11 protein-coding genes are annotated in these 15,377 nt (G+C 68.6%); 7 read left to right on the top strand and 4 right to left on the bottom strand.

All coding sequences use genetic code 11. From position 1 onward, the window contains the following. Nucleotides 1-532 (bottom strand): ROK family transcriptional regulator (locus tag DPM12_RS21310; protein WP_146751942.1); only part of this gene is annotated, 532 nt, incomplete at its 3' end. A 142-nt stretch (nt 533-674) separates the two neighbouring features. Between DPM12_RS21310 and DPM12_RS21305 the strand changes: the two genes are divergently transcribed. Continuing rightward, nucleotides 675-1,679: a sugar phosphate isomerase/epimerase family protein gene (locus DPM12_RS21305; protein ID WP_112260365.1), complete on the top strand. Its 1,005-nt coding sequence runs from the start codon at nt 675-677 to the stop codon at nt 1,677-1,679. Nucleotides 1,680-1,743: 64 nt separating this feature from the next. Here the strand turns inward: DPM12_RS21305 and DPM12_RS21300 are convergent, their stop codons facing one another. Further along, nucleotides 1,744-2,934, bottom strand: a complete 1,191-nt coding sequence (locus DPM12_RS21300) for an ROK family transcriptional regulator (RefSeq protein WP_112260364.1) — start codon at nt 2,932-2,934, stop codon at nt 1,744-1,746. A 271-nt stretch (nt 2,935-3,205) separates the two neighbouring features. On the opposite strand from DPM12_RS21300, the gene DPM12_RS21295 reads away from it, so the two are divergent. The 4 genes from DPM12_RS21295 to DPM12_RS21280 are packed head-to-tail and all read left to right on the top strand — an operon-like array spanning nt 3,206 to nt 8,728. Beyond that, complete coding sequence (locus tag DPM12_RS21295; RefSeq protein ID WP_112260369.1) at nt 3,206-5,428, top strand: alpha-galactosidase; 2,223 nt, start codon at nt 3,206-3,208, stop codon at nt 5,426-5,428. 6 nt (nt 5,429-5,434) lie between these two features. Beyond that, the gene (locus DPM12_RS21290) at nt 5,435-6,367 is read left to right on the top strand and encodes a carbohydrate ABC transporter permease (protein ID WP_112260363.1); all 933 of its coding nucleotides are present in this window, start codon (nt 5,435-5,437) and stop codon (nt 6,365-6,367) included. A 16-nt stretch (nt 6,368-6,383) separates the two neighbouring features. Then, the gene (locus DPM12_RS21285; RefSeq protein ID WP_112260362.1) at nt 6,384-7,328 is read left to right on the top strand and encodes a carbohydrate ABC transporter permease; all 945 of its coding nucleotides are present in this window, start codon (nt 6,384-6,386) and stop codon (nt 7,326-7,328) included. A 53-nt stretch (nt 7,329-7,381) separates the two neighbouring features. Further along, on the top strand, nt 7,382-8,728 hold the full coding sequence (locus DPM12_RS21280) for an ABC transporter substrate-binding protein (RefSeq protein WP_112260361.1): 1,347 nt from the start codon (nt 7,382-7,384) through the stop codon (nt 8,726-8,728). Between the two features lie 15 nt (nt 8,729-8,743). Here the strand turns inward: DPM12_RS21280 and DPM12_RS21275 are convergent, their stop codons facing one another. Next, a complete protein-coding gene (locus DPM12_RS21275; protein ID WP_158542992.1) occupies nt 8,744-9,463 on the bottom strand; it encodes a glycerophosphodiester phosphodiesterase in 720 nt (239 codons plus the stop codon). 651 nt (nt 9,464-10,114) lie between these two features. Between DPM12_RS21275 and DPM12_RS21270 the strand changes: the two genes are divergently transcribed. Then, a complete protein-coding gene (locus DPM12_RS21270) occupies nt 10,115-10,783 on the top strand; it encodes a DUF47 domain-containing protein (protein WP_112260359.1) in 669 nt (222 codons plus the stop codon). 7 nt (nt 10,784-10,790) lie between these two features. Next, complete coding sequence (locus DPM12_RS21265; RefSeq protein WP_112260358.1) at nt 10,791-11,750, top strand: inorganic phosphate transporter; 960 nt, start codon at nt 10,791-10,793, stop codon at nt 11,748-11,750. Nucleotides 11,751-11,768: 18 nt separating this feature from the next. Here DPM12_RS21265 and DPM12_RS21260 read toward each other — a convergent pair whose 3' ends face one another. Further along, nucleotides 11,769-15,182 carry an NHL domain-containing protein gene (locus DPM12_RS21260; protein WP_123788411.1) on the bottom strand — a complete coding sequence of 1,138 codons (3,414 nt, stop codon included), beginning with the start codon at nt 15,180-15,182 and terminating at the stop codon, nt 11,769-11,771. Between the last annotated feature and the right edge of the window lie 195 nt (nt 15,183-15,377).

Below are 15,377 nucleotides of genomic sequence, written 5' to 3'. Positions count from 1 at the left end.
TGATGGGTGGGTTGACGGGGCGGCCGGTGGAGTGCTCGACCGGGCCCGGCAAGCCGATACCGAGACCGGCGACGTCGGCCGTCGACCGCCCGGACTCCGCGACGAGCTGGAGGGCCTGCTCGGCTACCCAGTCAAGAACCTTCTCCGGACCGGAGGCGACGGGCAGGTCGTCGTTGCGCTGGGCGATGAGCGTGCCGGAAAGGTCGGTGATGGCCACGCTGGCGTGGGAAGCGCCGATGTCGGCGGCCAGCACCACGCGTGCGGAGGGATTGAACGCGAACATCGCCGGGGGACGGCCTCCACTGGAGGCGGCCTTGTCGGCCGGTCCGATCAAATCTGCGGCGATCAGCGCGTCGACGCGCTGCGCGATGGTTGATCGGGCGAGGCCGGTCTCTGCGGCGAGCTGGGCGCGGGTGCGCGGCTGGCCGTCGCGCAGTAGCTGGAACAGGGCTCCTACGCCGAAGCCCGAGTCTTCGGCGGTGATATCGACACCGGGACGCCGGGTGGGCGGCGACTCAGTTTGTTCGGTCATGCTCTAAGTGAAACACGACTTCCTTGCGATGCGGTTACTTTCGATAGTTGTGTATGCATGGTTTACTTTTGCTTGACGTTCATGCATAAGTAGGAATAGCGTCACGAGAACGTCGTTGATCATGTCCCGAGGAGGAGGCGCCATGAGCCGGCCGATCACGTTGTTCACCGGACAGTGGGCAGACCTGCCATTTGACGAGGTCGCGCGGCTGGTCTCCGGATGGGGGTACGACGGTTTGGAGATCGCCTGCTGGGGTGATCACCTCGATGTGCGCCGAGCTGCGGAGGACGACGCGTACGTCCAATCGCGCCGGGACATCCTCGACAAGTACGGGTTGAACGTCTGGGCCATTTCCAACCATCTTGCCGGGCAAGCGGTGTGCGACGATCCCATCGATCACCGGCATCAGGCCATCTTGCTGGAGCGAATCTGGGGCGACGGCGATCCCGAGGGCGTACGCCGCCGGGCGGCCGAGGAGATGACGTACACGGCGCGCGCCGCAGCGCGGCTCGGCGTGGACACCGTCGTGGGCTTCTCCGGCTCGGCGATCTGGAAGTACGTCGCGATGTTCCCGCCCGTCTCGCAGGAGGCGATCGACGCCGGATACCGCGACTTCGCCGATCGGTGGAACCCGATCATGGACGCCTTCGACGCCGAGGGAGTCCGCTTCGCGCTCGAGGTCCACCCCTCGGAGATCGCCTACGACTACTGGACGACCGAGCGCACCCTCGAAGCCATCGAGCATCGCCCATCATTTGGGCTGAACTGGGATCCCAGTCACATGGTATGGCAGGACCTGGACCCGGTGAGCTTCCTCTGGGACTTCCGGGATCGCATCTACCACGTGGACTGCAAGGACACCAAGCGCCAGATCGGCAACGGCCGCAACGGGCGGCTCGGCTCGCACCTGGCCTGGGCCGACCCGCGGCGTGGCTGGGACTTCGTGTCCACCGGGCACGGGGATGTGGAATGGGAGGCGGCGTTCCGGATGCTCAACACGATCGATTACCGCGGGCCGGTGTCGATCGAGTGGGAGGACGCCGGCATGGACCGGCTGCGCGGGGCGGCCGAAGCGGTGGAATTCGTCCGGTCGAACCTGTTCGACCCGCCCGAGGGCGGTGCCTTCGACGCCGCCTTCTCCCAGTAACCCCTCCCTTCTTTCCGCTGATCATGAACACTAGGCGAGTACATAGGTCGCTTAGTGTTCATGATCAGCGGGACGGGGAGGGCGGGGAGGACGTGGCCGGGGAGAGGTGGCCGAGGACGTACTTCTGGATGGCGATGACGGCGGCACCGCGTGCCCACTCGAAGAAGTCAAAGGTCTGAACGTCGAGGTCGAGAGTCGAGGCCGCGGCGTCGCGCTCGTCGGCGATCCGCTGGAGCATGACGTCCTCGGCCACGGACGCTAGCCGGATGCCGTCGCCCGTCAGGATGATCTTGTGTGGCATCGTCAGGTTACCGACCAGCGCGATCAGCCTGCCCAGCGCCCGGCCGGCGTCGGTGACGACGCGGCTGGCGACGGGATCGCCGCGCAGTGCGAGGTCGAGACACTCGTCGTAGCTCACTTCACGCTGCAGGCCCACGGACACCGCGGCGTGGATCGCCGGTATCGTCAGCATGGCTGCCGCGCACCCCTTGTGGCCGAGCCCGCACGGAGGACCACCCGGATCGAGCGAGATGTGCCCGGCGAGGCCGGTACCGATGTCCGGGCTGCCGACGAGCTGGTCGTGCACCACGAGACCGTAGCCGACGCCGGCTCCGATCGTGATCAACGCGAACCGCTCGCAGTCGCGTCCGGCTCCGAACCAGTGCTCGGCCTCGGTCACCGCGACGACATCGTTCTCGACGACGCACGGTAGGCCGGTGGCGTCACTGGCCATCTTGCCGAGCGGCACGTCCGTCCAATCAAGGAACGGTGCCGAGGTGACGGTGGTGTTGTCGTCGGCGCGCCCGCCCACGCTGACACCCAGCGCGACAGTATCCGGAGCATGACCGACGAGCCCGGAGACGAGCTCGCCCACGGTGGACACGACGTGATCCGGGTCGTGACTGTGCAGGGGAGCGCGCTGGCTGGCCACGACCTCCGCCCGCAGCGTGGTCAGGACGGCGTGTGCTTCATCGCCGGTGAGTTTGACGCCGACGAAGTGTCGCGATGTCGGCTCGACGTCCAGCAGCACGGCGGGCCGGCCGATGCGATTGTCGAGCTGCGTGCCGACCTCAATGAGCAGGCCGCTGTCCAGCAATGGCTTCGACAGCCGGGTCAGGCTGCCCGCGGACAGCGAGAGCCGTCGTGCGAGCTCGGCGCGCGAGAGCGGGCCGTGGTAGAGGACTTCGAGCGCGACGGATCGCGCCGGGTCGGTCAGCCCGTTCCACAACGGCGACGACGGCGATGCGGTGCGCATCGGACATTCCTCCAGGTCTCGATCCGCCAGTGTAGCCGGACCTTTTTATTTTGTCTCAACATATTTGGCTGTGACTCAGCTCTCATTAGGCGGCACTCTGCGGGCTCTTTGGCTCTCCGCTCCGGATATTGACAAGACATAAATTCTACTACGAAACTAACTCTCCAACGTATCGACGCCCGGAGGACACATGCCACACCAGCCATCGACCGGTCCCGTCCACCTGCGGGCTGCGGGATCGAGTCTCGTCATCGACTGTGCACACTCCCGGATGCCCCGCATCCTCTACTGGGGACGCGATCTGGGCGACCTCGGTGACGACGAGCTCGCGGCGCTGGCGGTGAGCCAGCAGCCGCAGCAGGTGTCCAACACCGTGGACGACGAGACCGCCGTGAGCGTGCTGCCCGAGCCGGCGACCGGATGGATGGGAACGCCCGGGCTCACCGGTCACCGGGACGGGGCCGCCTTCTCGGCCCTGTTCACCGTCGACTCGGTCGAGCAGGGGGACCGTGCCGACCCGGCTAGCCCGGCTGGCCCCGCTGACCCGACTGGCCCCGCTGGCCCGGCTGCTCCCGCTGGCTTGGCTGGCCCCGCTGGCCCGGACGAATCGATCAGGCCCGGGCAGATCGTGACGGTGACCGCGAGTGATCCGGACGCGGCTATCGCCCTCACGCTCGACCTCGGTCTCGACGCCGCCGGGGTGGTGATGCAGCGGGCGACGGTCCGCAACGCGGGTGAGTCCGTGTACACGCTCGACGGCGTGATGCTCGCCCTGCCAGTGCCGCTGGCCGCGACCGAGCTGCTCGATCTGACCGGCCGGCACCTACGCGAGCGAAGCCCGCAGCGCTCCGAGTTCACTGTTGGCACGCACGTTCGGGAGAACCGCCGCGGCCGGACCGGTCTCGACGCTTCCCTCGTGCTGGCCGCCGGCGAGCAGGGGTTCGGCTTCCGCCGCGGCGAGGTCTGGGCCATGCACGTGGGCTGGAGCGGGAACCACCGGGTTCTTGCCGAGCGGACACCGCAGGGCGAGTCCATCCTCGCTGGTGGAGAGTTGCTGTTGCCCGGCGAGGTCCGCCTCGCGCCCGGCGAGAAGTACACCACGCCGTGGATCTACGGCGCCTACGGCGACGGGCTGGACGAGGTGTCCCGCCGCTTCCACGACCACCTGCGCGCGCGACCCGGACATCCGCGGTCACCTCGCCCGGTCACGTTGAACACGTGGGAGGCGGTGTACTTCGATCACGACCTGGACCGGCTCACCGAGCTCGCCGACCTCGCGGCCGACGCCGGGGTCGAGCGGTTCGTCCTCGACGACGGCTGGTTCCGGGGCCGCCGCAACGATCGCGCGGGCCTCGGTGACTGGTACGTGGACGAGACGGTGTGGCCACGCGGCCTGCACCCGCTCGTCGACCACGTCACCAAGCGCGAGATGCAGTTCGGTCTCTGGGTGGAGCCGGAGATGATCAACCCGGATTCCGATCTGGCGCGCGCCCATCCGGAATGGATCCTCGCCACCGGTCACCGGATGCCGCCGGAAGCGCGGCACCAGCAGGTGCTGAACCTGGCCCATCCGGACGCTTACGCCTACATCCTGGAACGGCTCGACGCGCTGCTCACCGAGTACCGCATCGGCTACCTCAAGTGGGACCATAACCGGGACCTCGTCGACGCCGGGCAGGGTCCCGACGCGGGCGCCGGGGTCCACGCGCAGACCCGGGCCACGTACCGGCTCATCGACGAGCTGCGCTCGCGGCACCCGGGCGTGGAGATCGAATCGTGCTCGTCCGGGGGTGGCCGCGTCGATCTCGGCATCCTTGCCCGCACCGACCGTGTCTGGACTTCGGACTGCATCGATGCCCTGGAACGCCAGCAGATCCAGCGCTGGAGCGAGGTGCTCGTCCCTCCCGAGATGCTCGGTGCGCATGTCGGCGCCGGAGTCGCGCACACCACGGGCCGATCGCATTCCCTGACATTCCGGGCCGGGACCGCGCTGTTCGGCCACTTCGGCATCGAGTGGGACCTGACGGCAGCGATGGCTGCGGAGCGGGCCGAGCTGGCGCGCTGGGTCGCGCTGTACAAGGACGTCCGGGACCTGCTGCACACCGGCGACGTCGTACGCGCCGACCACGCCGACCCATCCGTCCTCGTGCACGGCGTGGTCGCCCGCGACGGATCGCGCGCCATCTACGCCGTCGTGCAGCTGGCCACCAGCGTGCAGTCGCCGACCGGCGTCGTCCGCCTGCCCGGCCTGGACCCGGAAGCGCGGTATCGCCTGGGCCCGCTCGCACCCGGAGACGAGCCTGCGGGGCCGACGCGCTCGCCGCTGCGGTGGTGGGAGAGCGGCGTGGAGCTGCCCGGGCAGGTGATTTCCGCCGCCGGCGTGCAGGCACCGACCCTCTATCCCGAACGGCTGGTTCTCGTCGCGGCGACGCGCGTCGCGACCGCTGGCACGCGAGGCGAGGAGACCTCCACGCGAGCTGGTGTGGGGAGATGACGGCTCATGGCCACACAGGTCGTTCCCAAGCGGGCAGCGAAGGCGAGCGGTGCCGTTTCCGGGCGACGACGACGCTTCGGTGACCTGCGCGTCGCCCTCGTCTTCCTCTTTCCCGCGGCCCTCGGCTTCACCGTCTTCTACCTGTGGCCCACCCTCCGCGGCTTCTACCTCAGCCTGACCGAGTTCTCCCTGCTCGGTGACGCGGAGTTCGTCGGCCTCGCGAACTTCGAGCGCCTGATCGGGGATCCGCTCTTCTGGAACTCGCTGCGGGTGACGGTGCTCTACGTCGTCATCAACATCGGCGTGCAGACCGTCGTCGCCCTCGCCCTGGCCGTGCTGATGCACCGCCTGACGACGTCGGTGACGATCCGCGGCCTCGTCCTGCTTCCCTACCTGGTGGCGAACGTGGTGGTCGCGCTCGTGTGGTTCTGGATGCTCGACTACCAGCTGGGTGTGGTCAACCAGATCCTCGACTGGATCGGGCTCGGGCGCATCTCCTTCTTCGGCAGCGAGACGTGGGCGATCCCCACGATCGCGCTGGTCAACGTCTGGCGGCACATGGGCTACACCGCACTGCTGATCTTCGCCGGCTTGCAGATGATCCCGAAGTACGTCTACGAGGCCTCGGCCATCGACGGTGCCTCGGAATGGCGCATGTTCTGGTCGGTGACCTTGCCGCTGCTGCGGCCCATCATGGCGCTGGTCTTGATCCTCAGCGTCATCGGTTCCTTCCAGATCTTCGACACGGTGGCGGTCACCACCTCCGGTGGCCCGGTCGATGCCACGCGGGTGATCTACTTCTACATCTTCGAGCTGGCATTCGAACGGTTCGACTTCGGCTACGCCGCCGCTATTTCCGTCGTCCTGTTCCTCATCCTCGGCGGTGTCGCCATAGCCCAGCTCAGGATGCTCCGGGCCGGCGAGTCCGACCTCTCGTGAAAGGAGGGTGACGGCCATGACGGTCGCGACCCGCTCGCCGGGCACGCACGGACCACGCGTGCGGAGTGGTCAGAAGGCGCCGCGCCGGCCCGTCAACTGGGGACGGGTGGTGGCGTGGGCGGCATTGATCGTCCTGCTCATCGTCACGATCTTCCCGTTCTACTGGATGCTGCGCACGTCGCTGTCCAACAACCGGGCGCTCGCCGCGGAGGCGGGGTCGCCGCTGCCGGCCGACCTCACCCTGGGTGCGTTCGAGCGCGTTCTCGGCATGGCGACGACGGAGGAGGCGCTGGCCGAGGGCGGATCCGGGGCTAGCGTCAATTTCTGGCTCTACCTGCGAAACTCGATCGTGGTGGCCACGGTGGTCACCATCGGCCAGGTCTTCTTCTGCGCTATGGCGGCCTACGCCTTCGCCAGGCTGCGCTGGCCGGGGCGCGACAAGGTGTTCTTCCTCTTCCTCACCGCGTTGATGGTGCCGCCGATCTTCACCACGCTGCCGAACTTCATCCTGATCCGCGATCTGGGGTTGCTGAACACCTTCGCCGGAATCGTCTTGCCGACCCTGTTCATGACGCCGTTCGCGGTGTTCTTCCTGCGTCAATTCTTCGTCGGCCTCAGCCGGGAGATCGAGGAGGCGGCGATGATCGACGGCGCGGGACATGCCCGGATCTTCTTCCGCCTGATCATCCCGATGGCTGCGGCTCCGATCACCACCTTGTCGATCCTCACCTACATCAACGCGTGGAACGACTACATGTGGCCGCTGCTGGTGGGCCAGGAGGAGAACGTCCGCGTACTCACGGTCGCGCTCGGGGTCTTCCGGTCGCAGACCCCGCAGGGCAGCCCGGACTGGGCTGGCCTGATGGCCGCCACGCTGATCGCGGCGCTGCCGGTCATGATCCTGTTCGCCGTGCTCGGCCGCAGGGTCGTCAACTCGATCGGCTTCTCCGGGATCAAGTAGCGCGCTGCATCGCCACCCGGCCCCCGACCCACTCGACGAAAGGACACGACCAGATGAGACGCACACGTGTACGTATCGCCGCCGGCGCCGTGGCGGTGCCGCTCGTCGTCGCCGCATGCGGTGGTGGCGGGGGCGGTGATGCCTCCGCCGACGGCGAGATCACCTACTGGCTGTGGGACGCGAACCAGCTTCCCGCCTACGAGGCATGCGCCGACGCGTTCCACGAGAGCGGCACCGACGTGCGCGTCACGATCGAGCAGTACGGCTGGGAGGACTACTGGGACCAGGTGACCACCAGCTTGGTCGGCGGTACCGCTCCCGATGTCTTCACCAACCACCTGTCCCGATACCCGCAGTTCGCCGCCGAGGATCAGCTGCTCGCGATCGGCGAGTACGTGGAACGCGACGGGATCGATACGTCGATCTATCACGACGGGCTCGCCGAGCTCTGGGTCGGCCAGGACGGCCAGCGCTACGGGCTGCCCAAGGACTGGGACACGGTGGCCGTCTTCTACAACGAGGAGATGCTCGCCGATGCCGGCCTGACGCCGGAGGACATGGCCGAGCTGGACTGGAACCCGGACGACGGCGGCAGCTACGAGGAGGTCATCGCCAAGCTGACGGTCGACGAGAACGGCAACCGTGGCGACGAACCGGACTTCGACCCGGACAACGTGGACGTGTACGGGATCGGTCTGAACAGCGCCGGTGAGGGATTCGGGCAGACCGAATGGAGCATGTACGCGTTCAGCAACGGCTGGACGCACACCGACCAGAACCCCTGGGGCTCGGAGTTCAACTACGACGATCCCGCGTTCGTCGAAACGATCGATTGGTGGCGCGGCCTGATCGAGAAGGGGTACATGCCCAGCTTCGAGATGGCGGACGCCGGTGTGAGCATGATGGAGCAGTACGGTGCCGGCAATTACGCCATGGTGACCGAGGGAAGCTGGAACGTCAGTGCGTACGTGGACCTCGAAGGTGTGGACACCGGGCTGGCTCCCACCCCCGTCGGCCCCGAAGGCGAGCGGGCGAGCATGTTCAACGGCCTCGCGGACTCGATCTGGGCCGGGACGGACGAACCGGAGGCCGCATGGGAGTGGGTGAAGTTCCTGGCGTCTCCGGAATGCCAGGACATCGTGGCCGAGCACGCGGTCGTGTTCCCCGCGATCGAAGAATCCACGGAACGGGCCGTGGACGCCTTCGCCGAGAAGGACATTGACATCGCGCCATTCACGGTGCACGTCGACGAAGAGACCACCTACCTCGCGCCCGTTACCGACGAGTGGGCGGAGGTCAGCGCCATCATGGGCCCGACGATGGACTCGATCGTGTCATTCTCCTCCGACACCGATGCGCTCACCGAGGCGAACGAACAGGTGAACGCCCTGTTCGAGTAGAGCGCGGCGCCGAGGTCAGACACCGCTGGGCAGGACGAGGGCCCCGTCGTGCACCGCGTAGCCGTGGTCGAACAGCAGCGACGGGTGGTCGGTGGTGAATCCGTCGACGCCGAGAGCCACCGCGTCGTGCAGCTGCTCGGCGGTGTTGACCGGCCACACGCTGCAATGCACGCCCCGATCCCGGGCGAAGGCGACGAGGTCGGCGTCCATGCCGGTCCAGCCGAACACCACGCGCCGCGCGCCGTGTGCCTCGGCGTCGAGCACGACGTCGCGCCGGCCGGTGCGCCGGACCAGCCCGACGACGCATCCGGGTAGCTGGTCTGCCAGGACGGAGACGCATCCCAGGTCGAAGGAGCACGGCGAGATGCGCTCCCGGTCGTCGCGGCGGCGGGTAAGGAGCGTGCGAAGCGGCTCGATGACCGCTGGATCCTTGAGGTGGACCTGGAGCCGGACGTCGACGGCGTCCAGGACCTCGTCGAACGTCGGTATGCGGGCGCCGCCTCCTGCGTCGAGGGCGCGTAGCTCGTCATAGGTCAGTTCGTGAACGCCGCCGGTGCCGTTCGTGGTGCGATCGACGGTGGCGTCGTGCATGACGACGATCGTCCCGTCGCGGGACAGCCGGAGATCGAGTTCGATCTCGTTGGCACCGTGCTCAACTGCGAGTTCGAAGGACGCGATCGTGTTCTCGGGTGCCGCGCGCCGGAGGCCTCGCTGCGCGCAGTTGATGAATTCCACGGTCGTTCCCTCCGTGCCCGTGCCGATCTGCCATGTCCGATGATCATTCGTTGATCGCGCCCACCATAGCGTCCGCATCGCCGTAGTCCTAGCGCCTCACCCGGTCCCGCTGATCATCGGCACTTACCTGGGCTGAGACGGGGGTAAGTGCCGATGATCAGCGAGGTGGGGCAGGGGCGGGGACGGCGGGTGCCGCGTGGGCGCTTCCGGTGTGAACTCGGCGTATTTGGGAAACGTCGCGTATCATTGACCAGGCGAGGAATCGTGGCGAGGTGCCCGGGTGGCGAGCCGGTCACCGGGTGACCGAGGCCTATCGTGGCGGACTGGTCGACGGCGTTGACCAGCGCGCCACGACCCCCGGCTGGGCCGTGGACACGCGGGAGCCGGACAGGAGGTGGGCCTCATCGAGCCGCTGCCGGAGGACTCGCCGATCGCGCTCCGTGTCGAGGACGTCGTGCCGGCGCCGCGCCGACGCCGCGCCCCGGGCCGGTCATGACGCGGCGGGCCCGGTGACCGAGATCGTTGCAGCACGCGGGCGGCGCCGAGATGTCGTGCGCCGTTGGGCCGAAATGCGCTCGATGCCGGGTACAGGGAAAAGAAGGCCGAACGTTAAGATGAATGAAAAATGAACAAGAGTTTAACGGGAGTTGAATGACTATCAGCGAGGAGATGACGCCGGTGAAGACGCCCTGGCGACGGCTGAAGAAGTCGTGGCGGAAACGCCGCGACTCGGGACTGTCCAGGGCGTTGAAAGGCCAGATCGGTGCCGCACGCGACGGCGCCGCGCTGGCACGTGCCATGGTGATGAAGACGGTGACACCGGCCGAGGCACGCACGCAGATCGCGGAGATCGAGCATCGCGGCGACGAGATGCGTGGCGAGCTGGTCGATCGGCTGTCCCGCACCCTGGTGGCGCCGCTCGACCGCGAGGACCTGTTCCGGCTGTCCCGGTCGGTCGACGACATCCTGGACACCATCCGGGACTTCGTCCGCGAGGCGGACCTTTACCAGATCGAGAAGCGCAAGACGTACCGGCCATTCGTCGACGGAGTGGTGGCCGCCGTCGAATCGCTGGGCGAAGCGGTCGACGCGCTGTGGAGCAAGCCCCAGCGCGTTCCCCACACGGCGCTGGAGGCGAAGAAGGCCGCGCGCATGATCAGCCGGGAGTACCAGTCGGAGATCGCGAAGATCGTCGACGGCGCGGTGTCGTCCCAGTCGCTCAAGCACCGCGAGCTCATCAGCCGGCTCGACATGGTCGGGATACGGATCAATGAAGCTGCCGACGTCCTGACGGACGGCGCCTTGAAACGCGGCTACTAGGTCAAGCGTGCCGCCAGAGGTACTCATCGCGATCGCTGTCATCTTCGCGATCGTGACCGGAGCCAACGACGGTGGTGCGTTGATCGCGCCGGGCCTGCGCGTCCCGGCGTTGTCGGTGACCGCGAGCCTGGCGCTGCTCACTACGGCATTCGTTGCATACCCGCTGATAGTGAGCACCGCGGTCGCCGACACGATGATGCGAGACATCGTGCCCCCGAACACGGACGGCATCACGGCGTTGACGATCGGGTTCCTCGTCGCCGTCGTCGTCGTTGCGATCCTGGCCCGATCCGGCCTGCCGACCAGCCTGACGCTGGCCGTCATCGGCGGTATCACCGGCGCCGGGCTCGGCGGAGGCCTGTCCGTCGGCTGGGAGTCGACACTGCGCGTGCTGGCCATCGGTCTCGCCGCACCGATCGTGGGTGCGCTGCTCGGTCTCGCGGGAGCCACGATCTGGCGCGCACTGCGCAGCTCGTCGTATCTGTCGACGGTGCGCCGCACCCACGTCGCCGCGTTCGGCGCGCAATGCCTGGCCTACGGCGCGAACGACGGGCAGAAGGTCCTCGTCCTGTTTCTCGCGGCGAGTATCGCGGCGGGCGATGGAGCGACGCTGCGGTGGTGGGTGTTTCCGGTGATGGCGGTCGCGTTCGTCATCGGTACCTTCTGGGGTCTGCCCAGGGTCGCGCGCAGTATCGGAGGCGGCATCATGAGCAGCCGCCCGACGCATACCGTGACCGGGGAGTTCGCCGCCGCGGCGGCGGTGCTGGGCAGCGCGGCCGTAGGGACCCCGGTGAGCATGACGCAGTCCATAGCGGGCGGCCTGCTCGGCGCGGGCGCTCACGACAGCGTGCGGCGAGTGCGCTGGCGCGTCGTGCGAAACCTGGGCGTGGCGTGGCTGGTGACGCTTCCGGCCAGTGCGGTTCTCGGCGCGGCCGCCGGCGTGATCGTGGGCGCGGCCACGGGCTGAGCCGCCATCTCCACCGACTCAGGGCGCCGTCTCGCGGGCCGGCGACGCCACACCAGCACGCCTGCGCCGCCAGGCCAGCACGGCAGCCATGGCGGTGGCGAGTACCGCCAGGCCACCACCGGTCCATGCCACGGGTGCCCACGATGACGGATCGGCGGTCTCGCCCGGGCGGATCAGCGCCCGAACCACGTGCTCGCCGGGCACGGTCACGTACACATTGCCGTGCGAATCCGCGTCGAGCCGGATGCGAGCGTCGTCCCGCGTCGACTCACCTGACGCGTTCTCGGCGACCCGGTACACCGTGCTGATGGTTCCGTCAGTATCGACCCGCCGGACGCCACCGTACTCGGCGATGTACACGTCGCCCCCGGCGCCGGCAGCGACGTCGGTAGGCCCGTCGATTGCCGCGGCGACGGCCGGCCCGCCGTCGCCGCGGTCGCTATCGTCGTCACCGGACGCCCCGTCACCCTCGTTGCGGGACGCCTCGTCGCTGCCGTCGCCGGACACGTCGTCGCCGCGGGCGCCGGCGAACGGCTCCACCGTGCCGTCCGGATCGACCCGGAACACCGTGTCCCCTTCGCGGTCCGCCATGTACACGGTGCCTTCGGCGTCCACGTCGATCGGTCCCGCGCGGCCGTCGCCAGGGAGGTCGGCGATCGTGGAGAGGGCGCCGTCCGGGTCCACGCGGTACAGGCTCTCGTGCCGCTGATCGACGAGGTACAGGAGGCCCTGCGGCCCGGAGGCGAGACCCGCCGGTTCGAGCGACGTGTGCAGTGCGGGCTGGCCGTCCTCCGGCCGGTCGTCGGCGAGCGGATTGCTAGCCGGCACGCCGCCTGCTACGGGTACCACGGTCCCATCCGGGTGGAGCTCGACGACGGCTTCGTCGTTGCCGATGTAAACCGCGCCGTTGCCGGCATCGGCGACGTGGGTCGCCGGCACGGGAGCGCCTCGCGAGGTGCGGACGTAATGCAGCGCCCCGTCCGGCCGGAGTCGCGTCAGGCCGGACACGGCGCCGTTCGGGTCCCCGGCCAGGTACAGGACACCGGCCGGGCCCGCGGCCACGTCCGACGGCGCGGTCAGCGGCACCTCCCGAGCCGGAACGCCGCCAGCCGCCGAGGTTTCGACGGCCGTGGTGATGGTGCCTTCGGGGTCGACGCGGCGGATCGCGTTGCCGCGTGAACTCGACACGTACAGGTTCCCGTCCGCGTCGAATGCCAAGGCCCGCGGCTCGCCCAACACCGCCTCCGTCGCCGGGCCACCGTCGCCGGACTCGCCCCGATCGCCGGTTCCGGCCACGGTTGAGATCACACCGTCACCGCCCACCCGCCGGATGCGATGGTTGAGCGTGTCCGCGATATACAGGTCGCCGTCGGGACCGACCGCCAGATCGGAGGGCGCGGTCAGCTCCGCGTCGGCCGCCGGCCCGCCGTCCCCGGAGAATCCGCCCTCTCCGGCGTTGGCTCTGGGATTACCGGCGACCGTGCCGAGTACCCCCTCCGTGTCCACCGTGCGCACCGCGGGCACGCCGCGCTCGGTGATGTAAACCGTGCCGTCTGCATCGATCGCGACGTCCTCTGGCTCGCGCAGGCTTGCCTCGGTGGCCGCAGAGCCGTCGGCCTCGGCCGACGGGATGTCACCGCCGCCGGCGACCGTGGTGATCGTCCCATCCGCATCCACCGCAAGGACCCGCCGGCGCGCGGCCTCGGCCACATAGACCCGACCATCTGATCCGGGTGCGAGGTCGCGAGGCTCGATCACGACACCATCGATTGCGGAGGCGGCCTCAGCGTCGAATCCCCCGGAATCCTCCAGCCCGTTCTCGGCATCGGCGAGACTGTCTTGAGCGTCGATCACCGTGGACAGGCTGCCATCGTCCAGCGCGGTGATCCCGACCGAATCTGCGATGTAGACGGTTCCGTCGCCGTCTACAGCGACGGCTTCTGGCCGGTACAGCCTTTCCTCGCTCGCCCTGCCATCGCGATTGCCCTGCGTCGCGGTGAACGGGAATTGGTCGTAGTTGCCTCTCCCGGCGACCACCCTCGCCTGCCCGCCGGGCTCCGCCCGGACGATGTGATGCCCGAGGGGATCGGGGTAGTAGAGCGCGTCGTCGGCTCCGACCGCCAGCTCCCCGGGACGCGTGGTCACCGGTGTGGGCCGGGCCCAGCGCGGCATCTCGCCGCTATCGAGGTCGCGACGGTGCACTGGCTCGCCGGTGCCCGCGATGGTGACGGCGGTGCCCGGCTCCTTGCCGGCCCACGGATCCGGAGCTGGCGACGGGGACTCGGTCTCGACGGGCAACGGGTCACCACCCGGCACGAGCATGATCACTTGAGCGCCGCTGGACATGTAAACCTGGCCGCCGGGTGCAACCGCGAGGTCGCCGTTCGAGGCCAGCTGAACACCATACGGGAATCCTTGCAGGGCCGGTCCAACGCTGGAGACCGTCCCGTCACGATCGATCTTCCGGATGATCCCATCACCGGTGTCGGTGAAGTAGAGGCTGTCGGTGTCGTCGACCGCGATACCCTCGCCCAGGTCTTCGCTCGCGATGTCGTCCACGCCTGCGCCGTCACCCGCGGAACCGTCGCGATCCAGGCCCGCGAGAACGGACACGGTGCCGTCGGCGTCGACCCGGTACAACACCGTATCGTTTTCCAGATCGTGACTGGTGACATAGATCACTCCCCGGGAGTCGACGGCGATGTCGTCGAGGCTGATCCAGCCGATCTCGGTGGCCTGGTGACCGTCCGCCTCATCAGAGGGGATCTCTCCTCCGCCGGATACGACCTCGACAGCGCCACTGCTGTCGAGGCGGAGGACCGTAGCGGTCGCGCCGTCGGCCACGTACACGGTGCCGTCGGCATCGACGTCGACGCTCTTCGGGAGAAGGCCCAGCTCCGTGGCCGTGGCGCTCCCGCCGCCGTCCGGGATCTCGTGGTCGCCTCCGCCCGCGATCACCGTCGCCTCGCCGTCCTCGGCGATCCGGGCGACCGTCGTGTGCCCGGCCACGTACACCGTGCCGTCGTCGGCCACCGCGACATCGTGGATCCGGCGCGGCTCCTCAGCCGCGGGCACCGGCAGGAAATGAGCCTCGAAGCGTGTGGGCGAGGGGAACGACGCCACCGTTTCGATCGTGCCCGTGGAGTCCACGCGGCGGAGCCGGCCGGCACCCTCGTCCGCGATGTACAGGTGGCCATCCGGGCCGACGTCCATCGCCAGGTGCTCCGTGAGCGGTGCCGCCACGGCCGGGCCTCCGTCGCCGGAAAACCCCATCTGGCCGGTGCCGGCAACGGTCACGAGCTGGTTCGGCCGTAGCTCGGTGGACTCGCCCGGCACCGTCCCGCCCGGCTCCGTCCCGTGCGCACCGGCCAGCTCCACCGTCAGCGTCAGGCAGCCTAGCACCGCTGCGGTGGCGGCAACCGATCTCCGCACCTCGCATCACCCCACTCGTACCCGCCGCGCGCACACCGATACCGGCGGTGCCGGCGCTGGGAACACGGCGAACCCGACGATCGACCATGCACATACTGCCATTCCGCACTGACGGCCACGCCTGCCAGGCTGATCATCGTCGCCAGGTGGATACGTGCGACGATTCGAGGGTTCGCTGGCCGCGAGGTTTTCGGC

Origin of the sequence: Phytoactinopolyspora halophila, from assembly GCF_003287285.1 — a bacterium.
Lineage (GTDB): Bacteria > Actinomycetota > Actinomycetes > Jiangellales > Jiangellaceae > Phytoactinopolyspora_A > Phytoactinopolyspora_A halophila.
Note: the sequence above shows the minus strand (reverse complement) of the source record. Positions and strands in the feature narration are given on the sequence as shown.

Bases quoted from the DNA above. Each gene is read 5' to 3' on its own strand.
- DPM12_RS21305 (WP_112260365.1), top strand. From the start codon at position 675: ATGAGCCGGCCGATCACGTTGTTCACCGGACAGTGGGCAGACCTGCCA.
- DPM12_RS21300 (WP_112260364.1), bottom strand. From the start codon at position 2,934: ATGCGCACCGCATCGCCGTCGTCGCCGTTGTGGAACGGGCTGACCGAC.
- DPM12_RS21295 (WP_112260369.1), top strand. From the start codon at position 3,206: ATGCCCCGCATCCTCTACTGGGGACGCGATCTGGGCGACCTCGGTGAC.
- DPM12_RS21290 (WP_112260363.1), top strand. From the start codon at position 5,435: ATGGCCACACAGGTCGTTCCCAAGCGGGCAGCGAAGGCGAGCGGTGCC.
- DPM12_RS21285 (WP_112260362.1), top strand. From the start codon at position 6,384: ATGACGGTCGCGACCCGCTCGCCGGGCACGCACGGACCACGCGTGCGG.
- DPM12_RS21280 (WP_112260361.1), top strand. From the start codon at position 7,382: ATGAGACGCACACGTGTACGTATCGCCGCCGGCGCCGTGGCGGTGCCG.
- DPM12_RS21270 (WP_112260359.1), top strand. From the start codon at position 10,115: ATGACTATCAGCGAGGAGATGACGCCGGTGAAGACGCCCTGGCGACGG.